The organism is Pseudomonas sp. GW704-F2 (assembly GCF_059423025.1).
The window spans coordinates 73,923-94,418 of record NZ_JBWKXO010000011.1 but is presented as its reverse complement, the minus strand read 5'-3'; the positions used below and the strand labels follow the sequence as shown (position 1 = coordinate 94,418).

Genomic DNA, 20,496 nt, shown 5'->3' with positions numbered 1-20,496 from the left:
GACAGTCATGAACCTGCGAGGTGAGCGGCAGGCGGATTTCGCCTACCAGGCGGTGTACCGCTACATGATCAACCTGATCAACGAAGTCAGCCTGGACATGCCCGTCAAACTGCCTTCTTTGCGGCAGTTGGCGACGCGCCTGAATGTGTCGATCTCGACGATTCAATACGCGTACTCCCTGCTGGAAAAGGAAGGGCGGGTGTATTCGGTGGCCAAATCGGGTTATTTCGCCTGGCCCGTGGCAGCCAATCCGCTGATGGCGGCGGGCGCCGATCTATTGGAGCGCCTGTATGCGGCGGCGCGGCGGCCCGGAATGGTGGTACTCAGCGGAGATGAACCGGCGCTGCTGGGAGCGCTGGACGGCGCATTGCTGATGCTCGAACGCCAACTGGTGCGCCGCCACCCACGCCAGCTGCAACCCTGGTCGCAGCCTTGCGGCGTCTGGGAGCTGCGCGCCGCGTTGGCGGCGCGTTACACCTCATCGCCGACCCGCTGCTGGCAGGCCGATGACGTCTACATCGGTGCCGATCTGCGCGGTGTATTGGAAATACTCATTGATGTACTGGGTCTCAAGGGCGCCGCGGTATTGGTCGAGTCCCCCTGCGACTGGTTAATACTGCGCCTGCTGCAGGCTGCCGGCGTGCGCGTCATTGAGTTGCCCTGGCAGGTCGACGGTCGCCTGGACCTGGCGCGGCTCGAACACCTGTTGCGCCATGAACCCGTCCACTTGGTGCTGCTATCGTCGGTGGTGGGCATGCCGTCGGGCAACGTCATGCTCAACTATGAGCGCTTGCGGGTGGCTCAGTTGCTCGAAGAATATGGCTGCTGGCTGCTGGAGAATGACACCTTTGGCGAGTTGGGTTTTGCGCAGAACCACACGGCGCTGCGCAACCAGGTCAACCCCGAACGGCTGATCGTATTCTCGTCGTTCGAAAAAGTACTCGGTCCGGAAGCACCGTTCGGCTATGTACTGTCACGCCACCTGAGCAGTGAGCTGCAGCGCCAGTTCCTGCTGCGTTCGTTTCGCCTGTCGTCGATCCGCCAACGCGCGATTGCCCACCTGTATCAAAGCGGGCGGCTGGACCAGCACCTGCAGACATTGCGCCAGCGCCTGCGTGAGCAGGCCGACGCCATGAGCCAGCGCCTGGATCAGCGCCTGGCAGGGCGGGTGACTTACCGCATGCCGCTGGCCGGGGCGAGTTTCTGGCTGCACGCGTCGGCGCCGGTGGACATGCGCCAGGTGTTCCAGCGCCTGCTGGCGCAACAGGTGGTGATTGCCCCGGGGGAATTGTTCAGCCTCAGTGGCTTGCATCATCAGCAACTACGGCTGAGCCATGCGTTCAACGGGCACCCGAACCTGGACGCGGCATTGGATGCGCTGGCGCTGGCCTTGCTGCAGGCGCAGAGCGCCTAGCGTGTGAAAAATCTCTTGCTGGTGTGGGATCTATAACATCGCGCGGCAGTCCAACTCTCAGTAAACTGTCATTTTTTCCGAATCCTTCTTTCCGAGGTTTATGCATGACAATCAGTCCTTTTGCGGGCAAGCCGGCGCCAGCCCAGTTGCTGGTAGATATCCCGCGACTGGTTACGGCCTATTACACCGGTCAGCCTGATGCAGCGATCTCCACCCAGCGCGTCGCGTTCGGGACTTCCGGGCACCGGGGCAGCTCGTTCGAACTGAGCTTCAACGAATGGCATGTGCTCGCTATCAGCCAGGCCATCTGCCTGTACCGCGAAGCCCAAGGCATCGACGGGCCGTTGTTCGTCGGCCTCGACACCCATGCATTGTCGACGCCTGCGGGGGCCAGCGCGCTGGAAGTCCTGGCGGCCAACGGTGTGCATGTGATGCTCGCCGAGGGCGATGAATACACGCCGACCCCGGCCATTTCCCACGCCATCATCTGCTATAACCGCGGTCGCACCAGCGGCCTGGCCGACGGCATTGTCATCACGCCGTCCCACAACCCGCCGCAAAGCGGCGGCTACAAGTACAACCCGCCCAACGGCGGTCCGGCCGATACCCACGTCACCAAATGGATCGAGGCCAAGGCCAACGAGCTGCTGGCCAATCGGCTGGCCGGGGTCAAACGCATCACCCACGCCCAAGCGCTCAAAGCCGACACCACCCATCGCCATGACTACCTCAACAGCTACGTGGCCGACCTGATCAATGTGATCGACATGGACGCCATTCGCAGCGCCGACCTGCGTTTGGGCGTCGATCCGCTGGGCGGCGCCGGGGTGCGCTACTGGTCGGCGATTGCCGAGCACTACCGCTTGAACCTGGACGTGGTCAACACCGAAGTCGATCCGACCTTCCGCTTCATGAGCGTCGACTGGGATGGCCAGATCCGCATGGACCCGTCGTCCAGCTACGCCATGCAGGGCTTGATCGGACTCAAGGAACGTTTCGACGTGGCCTTCGCCTGCGACCCGGACCACGATCGCCACGGCATCGTCACCCCGTCCGGCGGCCTGTTGGCGCCGAACAATTACCTGGCCGTGTCCATCGACTACCTGTTCCAGAACCGTCCCGGCTGGCGCGCCGATGCGGCCGTGGGCAAGACCGTGGTCAGCAGCGGCTTGATCGATCGCGTCGCGGCGCGTATTGGACGGCGCCTGTACGAAGTGCCGGTCGGCTTCAAGTGGTTTGCCGACGGTCTGTTCGACGGTTCGCTGGGTTTTGGCGGTGAGGAAAGCGCTGGCGCTTCGTTCCTGCGCAAGGACGGCACCGTGTGGAGCACCGACAAGGACGGTTTGATCCCGGCGTTGCTCGCGGCAGAAATGACCTCGCGCAAAGGCCAGGACCCCAGCCAGATCTACCGTGGCCTGACCGACGCTCTGGGCGAACCGTTCGCGATTCGCGTCGACGCCAAGGCCACCCCGGCGCAGAAGGCGTTGCTGGGCAAACTGTCGCCGGAGCAGGTGACGTCCACCGAATTGGCCGGGGAGCGCATCCAGCAGATCCTCAGCCATGCGCCGGGCAACAACCAGGCGATCGGCGGTTTGAAAGTCATGACCGAAAACGGCTGGTTCGCCGCACGGCCATCGGGCACCGAGGACATCTACAAGATCTACGCCGAGAGCTTCATTGGTGACGATCACCTCAAGCAACTGGTGCAAGAGGCGCAGGTACTGGTTGACGCTGCAATCAGCGCTGGCTGACACGCCTCAGCCAACGTAGGCGCGGGTCAGCCCGCGCCCACATTTCGCCTCGAGATCAGGCCAGGTCGACCAGCACGATCTCGCTGTCTTCTATCGCGGTCACGCGCAACAGTTGTTCATCTTCCACCGCGACACCGTCTCGCGCGTGCGCGCGCAAGCCATTGACCTCAATCACCCCCGTCGCTGGCACCAGGTAGGCGCGACGCCCGCTGTCCAGGCGGTATTCGGCAGTTTCCCCGGCTTTCAGGTTGGCTGCCACCAGGCGCGCATCCGCACGAATGCGCAGGCTCTCGCTGTCACCGGCCTTGCCGCTGGCCAGGGTCACAAACCCTTCGCGGTCACCTTTCGGAAACGGCTTGGCGCCCCATGACGGCGGCAGGCCGGCTTCGTTGGGGATGATCCAGATCTGGAAAATCTTGGTGGGGGTGGCTTCCAGGTTGTATTCGCTGTGGGCAATCCCGGTGCCGGCGCTCATGACCTGCACATCACCCGCCTCGGTGCGGCCCTTGTTGCCGAGGTTGTCGGCATGGCTGATGGCGCCTTCGCGTACATAGGTGATGATTTCCATGTCGCGATGCGGGTGCTGGGGAAACCCGGTGCCGGGCGCGATGATGTCGTCGTTCCAGACCCGCAGGTTGCCCCAGTGCATGCGCTGGGGATCGTGGTACTCAGCGAATGAAAAGTGATGATGGGCGTCAAGCCAGCCATGATGGGCGCCGCCCAGGGCGGTGAAAGGTCGTAATTCGAGCATGATCGTCTCCAGTTGATGGGGTCATCATCCAACAGTGCATGATCGATAAAAAGCGTAAAAAATGCCTTATTCCTATCGATCAATTGGATTGGTTTCGGATGTTTTGACTTTCACTTCATCGCCTAACTGCATGACGGCAAAGCAATTGGCTGGAACTGCGCGGCGATTCCGGCGACCATGGCGCACTCGTCAACACCCAGCTCATCGCAGGAGTCCGCGTGCCGCAACAACAGCCTGATCTGCCCCCTGAATTGCGCCCCCTGGCCGAAATGCCATGGTTGAAACGGCTCGCCGCCCGCTTGTTCGGGCATGGCTTGACCCGCTTGCGCGCGCAACACCGGTTCTCCTGGCTGCATGGGCAGGCCGACGGTTTTCGCAGTGGGCACGAGGCGGGTGTGGAGTACGGCTATCGCGAGGGCAAGGCCGACGGCATCGAAGAAGGCCGGCAGGTCCTGCTGATTCGCGACTTCCGCCCGGAAGAACACCGTGCGCCGGGGGTGGATGACAACCTGTTCGATGATTGGCGGCTGCCCCTCACGGCCGATCTGAAAAAACGCATCAAGGCCGATGTGGCACGCTTGCTGCCGGCTCACGCGCAGCCCAGCGCCGCCCAATGGAAGATGATCTTCAGCGACACGCCGTCCACCTCGGTGATCGCCGGTGCCGGTGCGGGCAAATCCACCTCGCTGGTGTTGCGTATCCTGCTGCTCACCCATTACCTGGGTTTCGAGCTGAGCTCGATGACCGTGGTGACGTTCACCCGTGAGTCGCGCAAGGACTTCATCAACAAACTCATGGAAGTGCTCAGCTTGTGGGGGCAACCCCTTGATATCAAAGAAGCCCAGGCCGTGGTGCGAACCTTCCACTCACGCATCCTGCCGATGGTGCGCAGCCTGCCGGGCTTCGAGCGGCTGCAGGCGTTCGAGAACCTCAGTGCGGGCTTCGAGGACGCAGACAGCAACCCGTTCGACCTGCGCCTCAACGAGGCGCAACGCCAGCAGATGAACGCCTGCTACCACCGGCTGTACGGCCAGCACCCGCGCTTTCGCGAACTGATTGCACCGCTGGCGCGCCATGGTTTGCAGCTCAAGGAGCTGGAGCGTGATCACCCGGACGTGCAGAAGCGCATGGCCGTGACAGAACTGGCCGCCAAGCGCGATGAAGAGCTGTGTGACGTGATTGAAGACCTGTGGTTTCGCGCGGGCGCCTGGCCGATCAAAGGGATCGAGCCGAGTCGCCAGACCGTGGAGATCAATGGCGCGCAATTCCATTGCCATGGCTATATTCCCGAGCTGGATGCCTGGGTCGTGCTGGGCTTCGATTCGCGGGAAAACGCCCAGCTCAGCCGCCCCAATGCCAAGCTGTCGGTGCGTGCGGAATGGGCGGTCAAGCGCACCCTGTTTCAAGCATTCTGCCGTAAGCCTTTGATATGGCTTGATAGTTATGAGTCGTCCAAGCGTCTTTTAAGCAGCCTGGCCGGTGATGCCAGTGCGGGGCCGGGGTTCGATTACAAGGTCAAAGGCGAGCTGGCGTCGGCGCCGTTGCTGGACTGTTTTGTCATGGCCGCAGGTTTCATCGAGAACCTCGGTCTGGACGTGCCCAGTGCCGTGGGCCAGATGAGTTTCGCCAAAGACGATCCGGACCGCTGCTTCTTCGAGGCCTTGAGCATTTTCTGGAAAGCTCTGGAAGATCATCTGCTCGACCAGTCGCCGCCGATCATGACCTACAACCGCATGTTCTCGCTGTTTGGCGAAAACACCCCGGAAAACCTCAAGTTGCTCAGCGACCCCCTGTTGCGGCCGCTGTCACACCTGATGATCGACGAGTTCCAGGACGTCTCGCCGCAGATCGTCTCCTGGCTGCGCGCCAGCCTGCGTGAAATCCGCAGCCGTGGGCCAGCCATGCATGTAGGACGCGGCGCCCAGCATTCGTCACTGCTGTGCGTAGGGGATGACTGGCAGTCGATCTATGGCTGGCGCGGCAGTTCGCCGAAGTACTTCATGCAGTTCAACCAGGAATTCCCGGCACCGAGTACCACCCGCGTCATGCTCGGCGAGAACTATCGCAGCCATCAGCACATCATCGATGCCGCCGAACACATTGTGCGCGCCGCGCCGGCGATCCCCGGCAAGAAGGCCAAGGCCAGCGGCATACCCAAGGCGTTGGTGCCCGTTACGGTACTGGAACGCGACGATGCGGCCTTGGGCCGGCGCCTGCAGGAGCACTATCAAAAGGGCGATTCGGTGTTAATGTTGTATCGAAAAACTAGCGATAAGTTATTGATTAATGATCATATTCAGTCTGTAGTTAATGTGGATTCTAGCTTGCCGCCCGCGGCGCGCAGGCTTAAACAATTGACCTATCACAGCGCCAAAGGCCTGCAGGCGGATGCGGTGTTCCTGCTTGGGGATTGCCAGCATGTCACCCGTTCGCCGTACAAGAACCAGGTGTACCGCATGGCGGGCCTGGGCAAGGCCGGCGACACTGAACCCTACGACAACGCGCAAAAAGACGAAGTGCTGCGCCTGGCGTATGTCGGCATTACCCGCGCGGTCAGCCATTGCTACTGGTATGTGGAAAAACCCGAGGGTCAGGCCGTGAATGTGCCGAAGGCCTCGGAGCGGGTCGACGCCAGGAAAGCGTTTTTTGACGATCAGCGCTAAGCACTGTCTGGCACAGGCCCTATGTAGGGGCTTGCCCGCAATAGCGGTGCATCAGTCGATAGACCGCTCGACTGGCGCACCGCTGGTCGTGTTCAAGCCCTTAACAAATGCGGCGGCACGAAACACTCCAGCTCCGCTTCCACCGCTTCGATGATGCGCTCTACATCGGTAGCATTCATCACGGTGGCGCAGGGGATGCCGGCGATGGCGATCAGCGTCTCGCCGCTGGCGCGGTCGAACAGACGCGCGACCATACTGCCGGGAGCGTCCATGCTCCCTTCGAAGCCCATGGGATGGAAATGCCAGCGCATCAGCTGGCAGGCGTTGGGGAATGTCACTTTGTTCATGTTGCCCACCTTGTTCATTGAGCGCTTCCTTTAGCTCGCGGCAGGGGGCCATGACCGTCACTGGTCACAGCGAGTGAGAGTGTAAAAATAGCATTCGTTCATAAATGCAAGGGCAGTTTTTTCGCCCCGTTCGGCGGTTCTTTTCCTATAGCTTGACGTGTGTCATGTCTTGCTAAAGGCTGGGCAAAAGGCCATTAGTCAGAAGTTGCCGTCGGCCATTGATGGCAGCGCTGAAATTCGGCAACCTCCACCTTTTACCCGTCGTAGAGCCATGCATGCCCCACACCGCCGCGGACGATGATTGCCAGCACACCCACGCCACGCGCGAGCTAGTGACGCGCCACCACCTGTGCTGGCGTCATCGCGACCTGGATGGCGTGATGTCTTACTACCATCCGCACATCCAGTACCACGACTTCTTCCAGAACCGCGTCGTCGGCTACGCTGAGCTGCGCGAGTACCTGCAAGCCAGCATGCCGCGCGGGCCCGACGAGGCCATCGAGCACATGGACCGCATTCGCGCCGATGGCGACACCGCGTTCATCCAGTACCGCATCACCCTGCGCGGCGGGCAGGGCCTGGTGTCGTTCCGTACCAGTGAGGCCATCACCGTGCGCGACGGGCTGATCTGGCGGGTCAACGAATATGCGTCGCTGGTGCATGAACACAGCCCCCCAACTACGCGCCCGAGCGTCAGCCGCCTGGGCCTGTCGCCCCAGCAACTGGGGCATATGGCCAACGACCTGCAGCACTACTTCCAGCAGCAACAACCCTACCTGGACCCGGAGTTGGACCTGCAACGGGTTGCCAAGGAGTGCGGTTACAGTCGCAATCAGATTTCCTACTTGCTCAATCAAGTCCTCGGGCAAACCTTCTATCGCTATGTCAATCAGGCTCGGCTCGTGCATTTGCTGGCTGCGCTGGATAAAGCCAGGCCGCCCATACGCGTGGACGACTTGGCCTATGCGGCGGGGTTCAATTCGTTATCGGCGTTTTATAGCGCTTTTCGCCAGCACACCGGCCTGACGCCGAAGGCTTACATTAAAGGGCGCTTTGAGGGCGAGTCGGCTAGATCAACTGGCAATAAAAAAGATGTGGGTTAAACCTGTCATGTTCGACAGGTTTTTCATTCGCGGATTCGTAGTGTAATGCCCAGGCATCTTTTCTTTCAGTTGGAGTGTCGCTATGTCTAAGCACAATAAATCCGCCCACCCGAACGGTCCAGAGAGTGAAGGCCGCATGGACGGAATCATTAACATCGACGGAACGGGTCACACCTTTCAAGCGGACCGTGTGTATATGGATGAGCAAGACGGTGCGCTGAGGTTTTTCGGTGCCCGAACCGTTGACGAGAACCCGGATAAATTCGAAGCGGTTCAAGTGCAACTCACACCGCCCACCATTTCGACGGGTAAATACCCGGTGGGCGGGGAGAGTGTTAAAGATGTTATTTACGTCGACCATCAAACCGGTAACAGCTATACAGCTCACAAAGGCGAGGTGTCGCTTACCAGGAGCATCCCCCTTAAACAGTTATTCGGGGTAGTGAGTTGTGAGTTCAGTGTTGACGGTCGAACGACTAGCGTAAACGTCCAGTACGCCTTCAAGGGGTAGAATAAATAGTCGGCTCCGCAGCCTCTGCCCGCGTCGGTTAGCGCCAATCATTCGGCGTTGACGGGGCAGCAGGTCGCGCCAACATTTCCCTGCGGGTACGCGCGCAAGACAGCCCCTGACATCCCGCTCTAGGATCCAGCCTATCGAAACGAGGTAGGGGAACCTGGCATGCCGGCATGGCGCACTATCAGTTTATGGATGGACCAGTTGGACGACCCGCTGCTGGCGCGGCCGTCTCTGGAGCACGACCTGGACGTCAACGTGGCCATCATCGGCGCCGGTTACACCGGTCTGTGGACCGCGTATTACCTCAAGCGCCAGGCGCCCGAGCTGAACATTGCGATCATCGAGGCGCAAACCGCCGGTTTCGGCGCGTCCGGGCGCAATGGCGGCTGGTTGATGGGCAACCTGTTGGGGGAAGACCGTTTACTCGCCGGCCTCACGCCCGAGCAGCGGCGTGCTTCGTTTGACCTGCTGCACGGCATTCCCGACGAAGTGGCGCAGGTGCTGGCCCGCGAAGGCATCGACTGCGACTACCGCAAGGGCGGCGCCCTGTACTGCGCCGCGCGTTACCCCGAGCAGGAAAGCAGCCTGCGCCTTTATCTGGACAAGCTCTACGCCCAAGGCCTCACCGAGGCCGACTACCGCTGGCTGAACCCGCAACAACTGGCTGAGCAACTGCGAATCGCCAAGCCCTTTGGCGCGGTTTATGCGCCCCATGTGGCGACGATCAACCCAGCCAAGTTGGTCCGCGGCCTGGCGCGGGTGGTGGAACGCATGGGCGTCAAGATCTACGAAAACTCGCCCGTCACCCATTGGCAGTCCGGCCGCCTGCGCACTGCAAAGGCCGGCGTGCGTGCCGCCTGGGTAGTGCCGGCCGTCGAGGGTTACGCGACCACCTTGGCGCCGTTGGGTCGCTACCAACTGCCGGTGCAAAGCCTGATCGTCGCCACCGAGCCATTACCCGCCAGCACCTGGGACGAAATCGGCCTGAGGCATGGCCAGGCCTTCGGCGAAAGCAGCCGTCAGGTCACCTATGGCCAGCGTTCGGCCGACAACCGCCTGGTGTTCGGCGCCCGTGGCGGTTATCAGTTTGCCGGCAAATTGCGCCACGACTTCGATTTGACCGACAGCGAAGTGGCGCTGCGTCGCTACCTGTTCGGCGAGCTGTTCCCACAGTTGAAAAATGTGCGGATTACCCACTCCTGGGGCGGCAACCTCGGCATGTCGCGCCAGTTCCGACCGCACATGCTCTGCCATCACGCCACCGGCATCGCGCTGTCCGGCGGCTACGGCGGGGAGGGCGTCGGTGCCACCAACCTGGGCGGCCGCACCCTGGCCGACCTGATCCTGGGCCAGGAGACGCCGTTGACCCATCAACCCTGGGTGATCCGCGAGCGTGGCCTGGAGGCGCTCAAGGCCTGGGAGCCGGAGCCGTGCCGCTGGCTGGGCTACAACGCGATCATTCGCAGTTTTGTCCATGAAGACCAGGTATTGGCCAATCCCAATACCGCGCCCTGGCGCCGCAAGTTGGCGATCGGCGTGGCCGGGTTCATGGAAAGTTTCATGCACTGAGCCGTTCCACTCACACAGGTAGCCCCATGAGCATCACTCAATTCAAAGACGCGCTGAATGCCCACCTGCCGGATTCGTCACCGGTCGCCGTGCCCCTGGGCGAGCCGATCGCCGTGGCGTCAAGCTTGAGCGTCGAGCGCAGCGACGGCGTCGAAACCGGTATCTGGGCCTGTACCCCCGGCCGCTGGCGCCGGCAGATCAAAGCCCAGGAGTTTTGCCACTTTATCCAGGGCCGCTGCACTTTCACCCCTGACGACGGAGAAATCGTCCACCTACAAGCCGGCGATGCACTGATGTTGCCGGCCAACAGCAGCGGAACCTGGGATATCCAGGAAACCGTGCGCAAGACCTATGTATTGATCCTGTAACGCTTTGATCCTTGATCGCCTGCCATAAAAACAGCCCTAAAACCGCCAGGAAATCGAACCATGAAAGCCATTGCCCTGTTGCCCTTGATGTTGGTGGCCGCTATCAGCCAGGCCGCCGAGACGGTGAAGATCTACAACTGGTCGAGCTACATTGCGCCGGACACCACGAAGAACTTCCAGAAACAAACCGGCATCGGTTTCAGCTATGACGTGTACGACAGCAACGAAACCCTCGATGGCAAGTTGATGACCGGTAACTCCGGCTATGACGTGGTGTTCCCCTCCAACCACTTCATGGCGCGGCAGATCCAGGGCGGCGCCCTGAAGAAGCTCGACAAGAGCCAATTGCCCAACTGGAAGAACCTCAACCCGGTGCTGCTCAAGGCCCTGGAAAACAACGACCCGGGCAACGCCCACGGCTTCCCGTACCTGTGGGGCAGCACCGGCATCGGCTACAACGTCGACAAGGTCAAGGCGGTGTTGGGCGATAACGCGCCTGTGAATTCCTGGGACCTGATCTTCAAGCCCGAATACATGCAAAAGCTCAGCAAATGCGGGGTGGCCATCCTCGACAATGGCCCGGAATTGTTGCCGATCGCTCTGAATTACCTGGGGCTGCCACCCCACAGCAAGAAGCCGGAGGACTACAAGAAAGCCGAGGCGCTGCTGATGAAAGTTCGCCCTTACGTGGCGTACTTCCACTCCTCGAAATACACCGGTGACCTGGCCAATGGCGACATCTGCGTGGCCGTCGGTTTCTCCGGCGACGTGCTGCAAGCCGAAAGCCGCGCCAAGGAAGCCAAGAATGGTGTGAACATCGGCTATCAGATCCCCAAGGAAGGCGCCGCGATCTGGTTCGACATGGTGGCCATGCCCGCCGACGCCCCGGATGAAAAGGCCGGGTATGCCTTCATGAACTACTTGCTGGAGCCCCAAGTGATGGCTGACATCACCAACTCCGTTCATTACGCCAACGGCAACAGTGCGGCGGACAGCCTGGTGGACCCGGCAATCAAGGCCGATACCAAGATCTACCCAAGCGCGGAAATGATGGGCAAGTTGTTCGCGCTGGAAGCGATGCCGCTGAATATCGACCGGGTTCGCACGCGGGTGTGGAACACCATTCGTACCGGGCGCTGAAGAACTGATGTGGGAGGACGTAAACCCCCTCCCACATTTGGATTCAGGGGTTTTCCAGGTCATGCCCCAACGACTGGATAAACAACGAAAACAGCTCCGGCTGCGAAGAAATATCCAGCTTGGCGTACAGATGCCGGCGATGCACTTTGACCGTGTCCGGCGAGATATTCAGGCGTTCGGCCATGGCCTTGGAGGAGAACCCGCGCAGTACCAGGCGGGCGACTTCCAGCTCGCGGTCCGAGAGCACGCCGCAGCCGAAATGGCTCAGCGCATCGCGAATCTGGCTGGCCATCGCCTGCGCTGCCGGTACACGCTGGGTGCTTTGCTGCCAATGCTGCTGCATCAACGGCAGCACCCACGCCGCCAAGGTGGTCAGCAGCCCGGTTTCTTCAGCACTGAAGCGCCGCTGCATGCCCAGTGACAGCGACAACGTGCCCGCGCCAGGTAGTTGCAGGATGAATTGCACCTCGTCTTCCAGCACGTTGTCGTGGAAGTAATTGAGGAAGTATTCGCTCTGGCGGAAATGGTCCGGCGCCACTTCCTCCAGGCGGTACACGCCGCTGGCATACCCTTCGCGACAGGCCTGGAAAAACGGGTCGAGCACGTACAGGCCGTTGAGGTACACCAGCATCGACGCCGGTTTGCTGCTGGGCTGGGCGTCGTATTCCTCCAGGGCCTGGGGCAGGCCGTCGAGCGGGTAGAAAATCGCCAGGGCGTTATCGAACGGCAGGCATTGGTGCAACAACAGCACCAGCTGTTTCCAGAATCGCTCGCTGCCGATCTGTGACAGGGTGCGCCCCAGCCCCGCATGCATGCCGACTTCCCTGAACAGGCTCATGTCACAGGTTCCCCTCATCAAAAGATCGGCCAAGGGTTCGGCTTTTGCCGGGTGTCGTCAAGGGGAGTACGCCAATAGGGGAATTGGCTGACAACAGCTCTGGCTTTAACTTCGCGATCATTGAGTGGGAAACATATCCCACGACTTTCAGACTTTTCGTTTCTGCCTCACACAAAAAACAACGACAGAGGATAACGATATGAGTGCTTCCCCCGCGCCTGACGGCGTGCTCAAGCCCACCCTGAGCGTCTTCGATGTGGTGGCCATTACCGTTTCGGCGGTGACGCCCGCCAGTTCGGTGTTCGTGATCGCCCCGTTCGCCATTCAACAGGCCGGCAGCGGCGTGTTCCTGGCCTTTGTCATGGCCGCCTTGCTCGCGCTGATGTTCGCCTTTTGCTACGCCGAACTGGGCCGCGCCCACAACAGCGCTGGCGGTGAATATGTGTATGCCAAGCGGGTATTCGGCGGCATGGCGGGCTATGCGACGTTCCTGACGGTACTGGTGATGTTGCTGTTTATCCCACCGGTCCTGGCCACGGGCGCGGCGACCTACTTGAATAACGCCCTGGGCACCCGGTTCGATGCCCAGACCGTTGCGCTGGTCATTGTGGTGTGCAGTTACGCCCTGGGCATCCTCAATATCAAGCTCAATGCCTGGATCACCGGCACTTGCCTGCTGCTGGAAGTGGCGGCCTTGCTGGTGATCGTGTTCCTCGGCTTCGGCCATCCGGTGCAGCCGGTCAGCGTGCTGTTTCAGCCGCAGATCGTCGAAAACGGCATGTTGCACCTGGCGCCCTGGGCCCTGGTGATCGGCGCGGTCGGCATCGGCCTGTTCTCCTTCAATGGCTACGGGCCGGCGGTGCTGCTGGCCGAAGACATGAAATGCGGCGGCAAGGGCGTACACAAAGCGGTGTTGTGGTCCCTGGGGCTGGTGGTGGTGATCGAACTGGTGCCGATCACCGCACTGCTGATCGGTGCGCCGTCGCTGAGTGCGATGATCAGCAGCCCCGACCCCATCGGCTACCTGCTGACCAGCCATGGCAACGAAACCTTGTCACGCCTGGTCAGTGCCGGGATCTTCCTCTCGGTATTCAACGCCATCGTCGCCATCGTGATCCAGATCGGCCGCGTGGTATTCAGCAGCGGCCGCGACGCCCTGTGGACGCCGACCATCAACAAACTGTTCACGCGCATTCACCCGCGCTGGGATTCGCCCTGGCTGGCGACGCTGTTCCTGGCGATCCCTTCGGCGCTGCTGAGTTTCAGCTCCAACCTGGCGGACCTCACCTCGTTCAGTGTGCTGCTGATCATGCTGGTGTACCTGATCGTGGCTTTGAGTGCGCTGATGAGCCGGGTGCTGCTGCGTGAGCGCGCACATCCGTATCGCATGCCCTTGTGGCCGCTGCCGGCATTGCTGGCGGTGCTGGGCGCCGGGTATCTGTTGATGACCTTGATCGCGGAGGCTTCGGTGCGCGACATCATGGTCATCATCGGCTTGCTGGCGTTGTCGGTGATTCTGTATTGCATCAGTGGCCGGTTGAGTCCGGCGTATCAGAAACTGTAAGGAGTGGTTATGCGCGCACGTCAATTGGGCATCACGTTGGGGCTGGGCACGCCCGGCGCGTTGAATGCCATCACCGATGTTCCCGGCGTCCGGGTCGGCCACAGCACGCTCAAGACCCGCGTCGACGGTAAACAGGTGTGTACCGGCGTCACAGTGGTCCAGCCGCGTGCCGGCGAGGCGCGGCAGCAGCCGTGCTTTGCCGGGTATCACGTGCTCAACGGCAATGGCGACGCCACGGGCCTGGAGTGGATCAGCGAAGCCGGGCTGTTGACCACGCCACTGGCGATCACCAACACCCATAGCCTCGGCATTGTGCGCGACACCCTGATTGCCCTGGAACGCGAGCGCCTGGTGGACCCGGCCGTGTACTGGTGCATGCCGGTGGTGATGGAAACCTACGACGGCCTGCTGAACGATATCTGGGGCCAGCACGTCAAGCCTGCGCATGTGCGCGAGGCGCTGGACCACGCCGAAAGTGGTCCGGTACAGGAAGGCGCGGTGGGCGGCGGCACCGGGATGATCTGCCATGAATTCAAAGGCGGCATCGGCACCGCGTCGCGCCGGTTGCCGGCGGAGCAGGGCGGCTGGACGGTCGGCGTGCTGGTGCAGGCCAACCATGGCAAGCGCCAGGAACTGCGGGTCGACGGCTACCCGGTGGGCCGGCAGTTGATGGCGATCCCATCGCCGTTCGCCGAGCGGGGCACGCCGGGCATGGGCTCGATCGTGGTGATCCTGGCCACCGACGCGCCATTGCTGCCCCATCAATGCCGGCGCCTGGCGCAACGCGCGTCCATCGGTATTGCGCGCACCGGCGGCGGCACCGAGGACTCCAGCGGCGACCTGTTCCTGGCCTTCGCCACCGGCAATCAGGCGCTGCCCCCGGCGGACTATGGGCGCAAGGACCTGGCGTTCAGCAGCGCGGTGCAGATGGTCAATAACGATCATATGTCCCCGCTGTTCCTCGCCGCGGCGGAGGCAGTGGAGGAGGCGATCGTCAACGCCATGCTGGCCGGTGAGAGCATGACCACCGACGACGGGGTGCGAGTGCCGGGTCTGGACGGCGAAACACTGTTGCAGGCATTGCGCGAGACGGGCTGGAACAGCTGCCGATAATCCGGTGTATTTATAAAGATGCTGGCTCTTTAATGCGGCGAATGACACCGTGACAATATATTGGATCCATCTAAACAAGTGCGCCGCTCAAGTTGAGCGGCTTTACCGCTATTTAATATTTAAATAACAGCACGGTGCTTTTTGTCGGACAAAAGCAACTAACCCCCTACAAACATTGCACGCGACTTGCTTAAGTTGCTGGATTGTCGGTTTTCACTGCGTAAATAGATGTAGACGAAAGATTTCAAGTTGTGTCAGTTTCGTGACGCCTTCAAAAGAGGCGAGTGATAGGACGATCTCGCCAGCGGGGTTCCTATCGACCCAAGACTGATGCACTTGCACACAAGGAAGTACGTTTATGTCAAAAGTAAAAGACCAGGCTATTGTGTCTGCCGCGCAAGCCAGCACTGCGTATACGCAAATCGATAGTTTCAGCCATCTGTACGACCGTGGCGGCAACCTCACGATCAATGGCAAACCCTCCTATTCCGTTGACCAGGCCGCCACCCAGCTGCTGCGCGACGGCGCCGCGTACCGGGACGTCGACGGCAACGGCAAGATCGACCTGACCTACACCTTTCTGACCTCGGCCTCCTCGAGCACGCTGAACAAGCATGGCATTTCGGGCTTCAGCCAGTTCAACAGCCAGCAGAAAGCCCAGGCCGCGCTGGCCATGCAATCCTGGTCGGATGTCGCCAACGTTGCCTTCACCGAGAAGGCTCGCGGCGGCGATGGGCATATGACCTTCGGCAACTACAGCGGCGGCCAGGACGGCGCGGCGGCCTTCGCCTACCTGCCCGGCACCGGCGCGGGCTACGACGGCACCTCGTGGTACCTGACCAACAGCAGCTACACACCCAACAAGACCCCGGACCTGAACAACTACGGCCGGCAGACCCTGACCCACGAGATCGGTCATAGCCTGGGCCTGGCTCACCCCGGCGACTACAACGCCGGGAATGGCAACCCGACCTACAACGACGCGACCTATGGACAGGACACGCGCGGCTACAGCCTCATGAGTTACTGGAGTGAGAGCAACACCAACCAGAACTTCAGCAAGGGCGGGGTCGAGGCCTATGCCTCCGGGCCGTTGATCGACGATATCGCGGCGATCCAGAAGCTTTACGGCGCGAACTACGCCACCCGCGCTGGCGACACCACCTACGGCTTCAACTCCAACACCGGGCGTGATTTCCTCAGCGCCACCGCCAACGCCGACAAGCTGGTATTTTCGGTCTGGGACGGCGGCGGCAACGACACCCTGGATTTCTCCGGTTTTACCCAGAGCCAGAAGATCAACCTCAATGAGACCTCGTTCTCCGACGTTGGCGGCCTGGTGGGCAACGTGTCCATCGCCAAGGGCGTCACCGTGGAAAACGCCTTCGGCGGTGCGGGCAACGATCTGATCATCGGCAACAATGCCGCCAACCTGATCAAGGGCGGGGCCGGCAACGACCTCATCTACGGCGCTGGCGGTGCGGACCAACTGTGGGGCGGCGCCGGCAACGACACCTTTGTGTTCGGTGCCAGTTCCGATTCCAGGCCAGGTGCGGCGGACAAGATCTTTGACTTCACCAGCGGCGCCGACAAGATCGACCTGAGCGGCATCACCAAAGGTGCGGGCCTGAGCTTTGTCAACGCGTTCACCGGGCATGCCGGCGACGCAGTATTGAGCTATGCCTCGGGCACCCACCTGGGTACCTTGGCCGTGGACTTCTCCGGGCACGGCGTGGCGGATTTCCTCGTCACCACCGTGGGCCAGGCAGCGGTCAGCGACATCGTGGCCTGATGCACCGGCGCGGCGTTGTGGCGCCGCGCTTCCAGGAGGGGCATACACATGCCGCGTTTTGTGCATTTGATCGCCTGTGTCCTACAGGTGTTGTTCGTGTCGGCAGGAGCCCACGCAATGGCTAGCAGTCTCGTTTTACCCACCACCGCCCAGTTGGCCGGACATTGGCAACTGCACCGACAGGATCAGGTCTGTGCCCTGGATTTGCTGGAGCAAGCCACCGCCGTGGGGGGCGATGTGGCCTGCGTCGAGCAATGGCTGGGAGACAAACCCCTGACATGGTCGCCGACGCCGGACGGGATCTGGTTGATGAATGCCGAAGGTTCCGGGATTACCCACTTGAATCGTCAGCGCGACGGCGAATACCAGGCGCGCACGCCATCTGGCGATATCGTGACATTGCAACGAATACCTTAGTTATAACGCTATAACTCGAATTTAATAGTTGGCCGCCGCTTATTCAGGAGCTGGGGCAACTATTGCCGGTCATTGGGTTCAAGGAAGATCAAACACCATGGCGAAGCCCCCTGTTGTTGCGCCTTTATTCAAGGCGCTGGGTGAATATAAAAGTATTTTGATCAGCGTTGGCTGTTTCACTGCATTAATTAACCTGCTGATGCTGGTGCCGTCCATTTATATGCTGCAAGTGTATGACCGCGTGCTGTCCTCCCAGAATGAAACCACTCTGGTGATGTTGACGCTGATGGTCGTCGGTTTCTTCGCCTTTATCGGCAGCCTGGAAGTCATCCGCAGTTTTATCGTGATCCGCATCGGCAGCCAGTTGGAACGGCGCTTCAACTTGCGCGTGTATAAAGCCGCCTTCGAACGCAACCTGCAACGCGGCCAGGGGCATGCCGGGCAGTCCCTGGCAGATTTGACCCATCTGCGCCAGTTCATCACCGGGCCGGCGCTGTTCGCGTTTTTTGATGCGCCGTGGTTTCCGATCTATCTGTTGGTGATTTTCCTGTTCAACGTGTGGCTGGGCGTGCTGGCCACGGCGGGGGCCTTGCTGCTGATCGGCCTGGCCTGCCTCAATGAATACCTGACCAACAAGCCCCTGGCTGAGGCTGGCGGTTACTCCCAGCAATCCAGCCAACTGGCCACCAGCCATTTGCACAACGCCGAAACCATCCAGGCCATGGGCATGCTCGGCGCATTGCGCCAGCGCTGGTTTGCCGTGCATTCGCAGTTCCTGGGCTTGCAGAACGCGGCCAGCGACACCGGCTCGGTGATCACCGCCCTGAGCAAATCCCTGCGCCTGTGCCTGCAATCGTTGGTGCTCGGCCTGGGCGCGTTCTTGGTGATCAAGGGCGAGATGACCGCCGGGATGATGATCGCCGGTTCGATCCTGATGGGGCGGGTGCTCAGCCCGATCGACCAGTTGATTGCCGTGTGGAAGCAGTGGAGTTCGGCCAAGCTGGCCTATCAGCGGCTTGACCAACTGCTGCGCGAATTTGCGCCGGACGTCGAGCCGATGGCCTTGCCCGCCCCCAAGGGTCAGGTGAGTTTCGAGCAGGTCAGCGCCGGCCCGCCGGGTCGACGCCTGGCGACGCTGCATCAGGTCAGCTTCCACCTGGGCGCCGGCGAGGTGTTGGGGGTGCTGGGCGCGTCGGGTTCCGGCAAGTCCACGCTGGCGCGGGTGCTGGTGGGCGTATGGCCAACCCTGGCCGGCACCGTGCGCCTGGATGGCGCGGATATCCATCTCTGGGACCGTGACGATCTTGGCCCGCACATCGGTTACCTGCCCCAGGACATCGAATTGTTCAGCGGCAGCATCGCCGACAACATTGCGCGCTTTCGCGATGCCGACCCGGCGCAGGTGGTCCAGGCGGCGCAACAGGCCGGGGTGCATGAATTGATTCTGCGCCTGCCGCAAGGCTACGACACCGTGTTGGGCGACAACGGCGGCGGCCTGTCCGGCGGCCAGAAGCAACGGGTGGCCCTGGCGCGTGCGCTGTATGGCGGGCCGCGGCTGGTCGTGCTGGACGAACCCAACTCCAACCTCGACACCGTCGGTGAAGCCGCGCTGGCCAGCGCCATCGTGCAACTGAAGGCCCAGGGCAGCAGCGTGATTCTCGTCACCCACCGCTCTTCGGCCCTGGCCCAGGCCGACAAGTTGCTGGTGCTCAACGAAGGCCACCTGCAAGCGTTTGGGCCGAGCCAGGACGTGCTGCGCGCGTTGTCCGGCCAGCAGGCGGCGACGCAGGAAAAAACCGGCGTCAGTTTCAGTCGTCAGTATCAAACCGCAAGGAATCCAGGCGCATGAGCATGCTCACTGTGGAACAACGCGACGCCGCTTTTTTCGTGCGTCTGGGCTGGTGGCTGACGGTGGTCGGCGCCGGTGGGTTTTTCCTCTGGGCCAGCCTGGCGCCGTTGGACCAGGGCATTCCGGTGCAGGGCACCGTGGTGGTCTCGGGCAAGCGCAAGGCCGTGCAGACCTTCAGCCCCGGTGTGGTCAGCCGGATCCTGGTGCGCGAAGGTGAGACGGTCAAACAGGGCCAGCCGCTGTTTCGTCTCGACCAGACCCAGAACCAGGCCGATGTGCAATCGCTGCAAGCGCAGTACCGCCTGGCCTGGGCCAGTGTGGCGCGCTGGCAGAGCGAGCGCGACAATCGCGCGGCCATCGTGTTTCCCGCCGAACTCAGCACCGACCCGGACCCTGCGCTGGCCTTGGTGCTCGAAGGCCAGCGTCAACTGTTCAGCAGCCGCCGCGAAGCCTTTGCCCGTGAACAGGCGGGGATTCGCGCGAATATCGACGGCGCCACGGCGCAGCTCAATGGCATGCGCCGCGCACGCAGCGACCTGAGCGCCCAGGCTCAATCCCTGCGCGATCAACTGAGCAATCTGCAGCCCCTGGCCGACAATGGCTACATCCCGCGCAACCGCTTGATGGAGTACCAGCGCCAGTTGTCCCAGGTGCAACAGGACCTGGCGCAGAACACCGGCGAAAGCGGCCGAGTGGAGCAGGGCATCCTCGAATCGCGGCTCAAACTGCAGCAGCACAGCGACGAATACCAGAAGGAAGTGCGCAGCCAACTGGCCGACGCGCAACTGCGCAGCCTGACCCTGGAGCAGCAACTCATGTCCGCCGGGTTCGACCTGCAACACAGCGAAATCAACGCGCCGGCCGATGGCATTGCGGTCAACCTCGGCGTCCACACCGAAGGCGCGGTGGTGCGTGCCGGGGAGACCTTGCTGGAGATCGTGCCACAGGGCACGCGGCTGGAAGTCGAGGGGCATTTGCCGGTCCACCTGGTGGACAAGGTCGGCACCCACCTGCCGGTCGATATCCTGTTCACCGCGTTCAACCAGAGCCGTACCCCGCGTGTGCCGGGGCAGGTCAGCCTGATTTCCGCCGACCAACTGCTCGACGAAAAGACCGGCGCGCCATACTACGTGCTGCGCACCAGCGTCAGCGAGGCCGCGCTGGAAACACTCCACGGCCTGGTGATCAAGCCGGGCATGCCCGCCGAGATGTTCGTGCGTACCGGCGAGCGCTCGTTGCTCAATTACCTGTTCAAGCCGCTGCTCGACCGCGCCGGCTCTGCGTTGACCGAGGAATGAAC

17 protein-coding genes are annotated in these 20,496 nt (G+C 61.6%); 14 read left to right on the top strand and 3 right to left on the bottom strand.

Translation table 11 applies throughout. From position 1 onward, the window contains the following. Window positions 1–7 precede the first annotated feature (7 nt). Together AC07W0_RS12100 and pgm are read left to right on the top strand one after the other, a co-directional pair. A complete protein-coding gene (locus AC07W0_RS12100; RefSeq protein WP_102617475.1) occupies window positions 8–1,414 on the top strand; it encodes an aminotransferase-like domain-containing protein in 1,407 nt (468 codons plus the stop codon). 104 nt (window positions 1,415–1,518) lie between these two features. Continuing rightward, window positions 1,519–3,165 carry a phosphoglucomutase (alpha-D-glucose-1,6-bisphosphate-dependent) gene (pgm, locus tag AC07W0_RS12095; protein WP_102617474.1) on the top strand — a complete coding sequence of 549 codons (1,647 nt, stop codon included), beginning with the start codon at window positions 1,519–1,521 and terminating at the stop codon, window positions 3,163–3,165. A gap of 55 nt (window positions 3,166–3,220) precedes the next feature. Here the strand turns inward: pgm and AC07W0_RS12090 are convergent, their stop codons facing one another. Further along, window positions 3,221–3,916 carry a pirin family protein gene (locus AC07W0_RS12090; protein ID WP_057004051.1) on the bottom strand — a complete coding sequence of 232 codons (696 nt, stop codon included), beginning with the start codon at window positions 3,914–3,916 and terminating at the stop codon, window positions 3,221–3,223. 218 nt (window positions 3,917–4,134) lie between these two features. On the opposite strand from AC07W0_RS12090, the gene AC07W0_RS12085 reads away from it, so the two are divergent. Next, a complete protein-coding gene (locus AC07W0_RS12085; protein ID WP_102617473.1) occupies window positions 4,135–6,579 on the top strand; it encodes a UvrD-helicase domain-containing protein in 2,445 nt (814 codons plus the stop codon). Window positions 6,580–6,671: 92 nt separating this feature from the next. Here AC07W0_RS12085 and AC07W0_RS12080 read toward each other — a convergent pair whose 3' ends face one another. Further along, window positions 6,672–6,944 carry a DUF1652 domain-containing protein gene (locus AC07W0_RS12080; RefSeq protein ID WP_017845703.1) on the bottom strand — a complete coding sequence of 91 codons (273 nt, stop codon included), beginning with the start codon at window positions 6,942–6,944 and terminating at the stop codon, window positions 6,672–6,674. 257 nt (window positions 6,945–7,201) lie between these two features. Here AC07W0_RS12080 and AC07W0_RS12075 point away from each other — a divergent pair, with 257 nt between their 5' ends. The 5 genes from AC07W0_RS12075 to AC07W0_RS12055 all read left to right on the top strand — a co-directional run bounded on the left by AC07W0_RS12075 (window position 7,202) and on the right by AC07W0_RS12055 (window position 11,623). Next, window positions 7,202–8,029: a helix-turn-helix transcriptional regulator gene (locus AC07W0_RS12075; protein ID WP_102617472.1), complete on the top strand. Its 828-nt coding sequence runs from the start codon at window positions 7,202–7,204 to the stop codon at window positions 8,027–8,029. Between the two features lie 82 nt (window positions 8,030–8,111). Continuing rightward, window positions 8,112–8,540: a hypothetical protein gene (locus AC07W0_RS12070; protein ID WP_102617471.1), complete on the top strand. Its 429-nt coding sequence runs from the start codon at window positions 8,112–8,114 to the stop codon at window positions 8,538–8,540. 168 nt (window positions 8,541–8,708) lie between these two features. Continuing rightward, a complete protein-coding gene (locus AC07W0_RS12065) occupies window positions 8,709–10,115 on the top strand; it encodes an NAD(P)/FAD-dependent oxidoreductase (RefSeq protein WP_017845706.1) in 1,407 nt (468 codons plus the stop codon). Between the two features lie 26 nt (window positions 10,116–10,141). Then, window positions 10,142–10,483 (top strand): cupin domain-containing protein, encoded by a 342-nt coding sequence (locus AC07W0_RS12060; RefSeq protein ID WP_017845707.1) that lies wholly within the window; start codon window positions 10,142–10,144, stop codon window positions 10,481–10,483. Between the two features lie 60 nt (window positions 10,484–10,543). Next, window positions 10,544–11,623 carry a polyamine ABC transporter substrate-binding protein gene (locus AC07W0_RS12055; RefSeq protein WP_017845708.1) on the top strand — a complete coding sequence of 360 codons (1,080 nt, stop codon included), beginning with the start codon at window positions 10,544–10,546 and terminating at the stop codon, window positions 11,621–11,623. A gap of 43 nt (window positions 11,624–11,666) precedes the next feature. Here AC07W0_RS12055 and AC07W0_RS12050 read toward each other — a convergent pair whose 3' ends face one another. Beyond that, entirely contained in the window at window positions 11,667–12,461 is a 795-nt protein-coding gene (locus tag AC07W0_RS12050; RefSeq protein ID WP_017845709.1) for a helix-turn-helix transcriptional regulator, read from the bottom strand. Window positions 12,462–12,660: 199 nt separating this feature from the next. On the opposite strand from AC07W0_RS12050, the gene AC07W0_RS12045 reads away from it, so the two are divergent. The 6 genes from AC07W0_RS12045 to AC07W0_RS12020 all read left to right on the top strand — a co-directional run bounded on the left by AC07W0_RS12045 (window position 12,661) and on the right by AC07W0_RS12020 (window position 20,494). Next, window positions 12,661–14,025: an APC family permease gene (locus tag AC07W0_RS12045; RefSeq protein ID WP_017845710.1), complete on the top strand. Its 1,365-nt coding sequence runs from the start codon at window positions 12,661–12,663 to the stop codon at window positions 14,023–14,025. A 9-nt stretch (window positions 14,026–14,034) separates the two neighbouring features. Beyond that, window positions 14,035–15,138, top strand: a complete 1,104-nt coding sequence (locus AC07W0_RS12040) for a DmpA family aminopeptidase (RefSeq protein ID WP_102617469.1) — start codon at window positions 14,035–14,037, stop codon at window positions 15,136–15,138. 358 nt (window positions 15,139–15,496) lie between these two features. Beyond that, window positions 15,497–16,930, top strand: a complete 1,434-nt coding sequence (locus AC07W0_RS12035) for a serralysin family metalloprotease (RefSeq protein ID WP_102617468.1) — start codon at window positions 15,497–15,499, stop codon at window positions 16,928–16,930. A 48-nt stretch (window positions 16,931–16,978) separates the two neighbouring features. Next, a complete protein-coding gene (locus AC07W0_RS12030; RefSeq protein WP_017845713.1) occupies window positions 16,979–17,347 on the top strand; it encodes an AprI/Inh family metalloprotease inhibitor in 369 nt (122 codons plus the stop codon). 97 nt (window positions 17,348–17,444) lie between these two features. Beyond that, on the top strand, window positions 17,445–19,196 hold the full coding sequence (locus AC07W0_RS12025) for a type I secretion system permease/ATPase (RefSeq protein WP_102617467.1): 1,752 nt from the start codon (window positions 17,445–17,447) through the stop codon (window positions 19,194–19,196). Further along, a complete protein-coding gene (locus AC07W0_RS12020; protein ID WP_102617466.1) occupies window positions 19,193–20,494 on the top strand; it encodes an HlyD family type I secretion periplasmic adaptor subunit in 1,302 nt (433 codons plus the stop codon). The genes AC07W0_RS12025 and AC07W0_RS12020 overlap by 4 nt, the downstream gene beginning before the upstream one ends. Window positions 20,495–20,496 lie beyond the last annotated feature (2 nt).

Excerpts from the sequence above, each read along its gene's own strand:
- AC07W0_RS12100 (WP_102617475.1), top strand. The coding sequence starts at position 8 with ATGAACCTGCGAGGTGAGCGGCAGGCGGATTTCGCCTACCAGGCGGTG.
- pgm (WP_102617474.1), top strand. The coding sequence starts at position 1,519 with ATGACAATCAGTCCTTTTGCGGGCAAGCCGGCGCCAGCCCAGTTGCTG.
- AC07W0_RS12090 (WP_057004051.1), bottom strand. The coding sequence starts at position 3,916 with ATGCTCGAATTACGACCTTTCACCGCCCTGGGCGGCGCCCATCATGGC.
- AC07W0_RS12080 (WP_017845703.1), bottom strand. The coding sequence starts at position 6,944 with ATGAACAAGGTGGGCAACATGAACAAAGTGACATTCCCCAACGCCTGC.
- AC07W0_RS12075 (WP_102617472.1), top strand. The coding sequence starts at position 7,202 with ATGCCCCACACCGCCGCGGACGATGATTGCCAGCACACCCACGCCACG.
- AC07W0_RS12070 (WP_102617471.1), top strand. The coding sequence starts at position 8,112 with ATGTCTAAGCACAATAAATCCGCCCACCCGAACGGTCCAGAGAGTGAA.
- AC07W0_RS12065 (WP_017845706.1), top strand. The coding sequence starts at position 8,709 with ATGCCGGCATGGCGCACTATCAGTTTATGGATGGACCAGTTGGACGAC.
- AC07W0_RS12060 (WP_017845707.1), top strand. The coding sequence starts at position 10,142 with ATGAGCATCACTCAATTCAAAGACGCGCTGAATGCCCACCTGCCGGAT.
- AC07W0_RS12055 (WP_017845708.1), top strand. The coding sequence starts at position 10,544 with ATGAAAGCCATTGCCCTGTTGCCCTTGATGTTGGTGGCCGCTATCAGC.
- AC07W0_RS12050 (WP_017845709.1), bottom strand. The coding sequence starts at position 12,461 with ATGAGCCTGTTCAGGGAAGTCGGCATGCATGCGGGGCTGGGGCGCACC.
- AC07W0_RS12045 (WP_017845710.1), top strand. The coding sequence starts at position 12,661 with ATGAGTGCTTCCCCCGCGCCTGACGGCGTGCTCAAGCCCACCCTGAGC.
- AC07W0_RS12040 (WP_102617469.1), top strand. The coding sequence starts at position 14,035 with ATGCGCGCACGTCAATTGGGCATCACGTTGGGGCTGGGCACGCCCGGC.
- AC07W0_RS12035 (WP_102617468.1), top strand. The coding sequence starts at position 15,497 with ATGTCAAAAGTAAAAGACCAGGCTATTGTGTCTGCCGCGCAAGCCAGC.
- AC07W0_RS12030 (WP_017845713.1), top strand. The coding sequence starts at position 16,979 with ATGCCGCGTTTTGTGCATTTGATCGCCTGTGTCCTACAGGTGTTGTTC.
- AC07W0_RS12025 (WP_102617467.1), top strand. The coding sequence starts at position 17,445 with ATGGCGAAGCCCCCTGTTGTTGCGCCTTTATTCAAGGCGCTGGGTGAA.
- AC07W0_RS12020 (WP_102617466.1), top strand. The coding sequence starts at position 19,193 with ATGAGCATGCTCACTGTGGAACAACGCGACGCCGCTTTTTTCGTGCGT.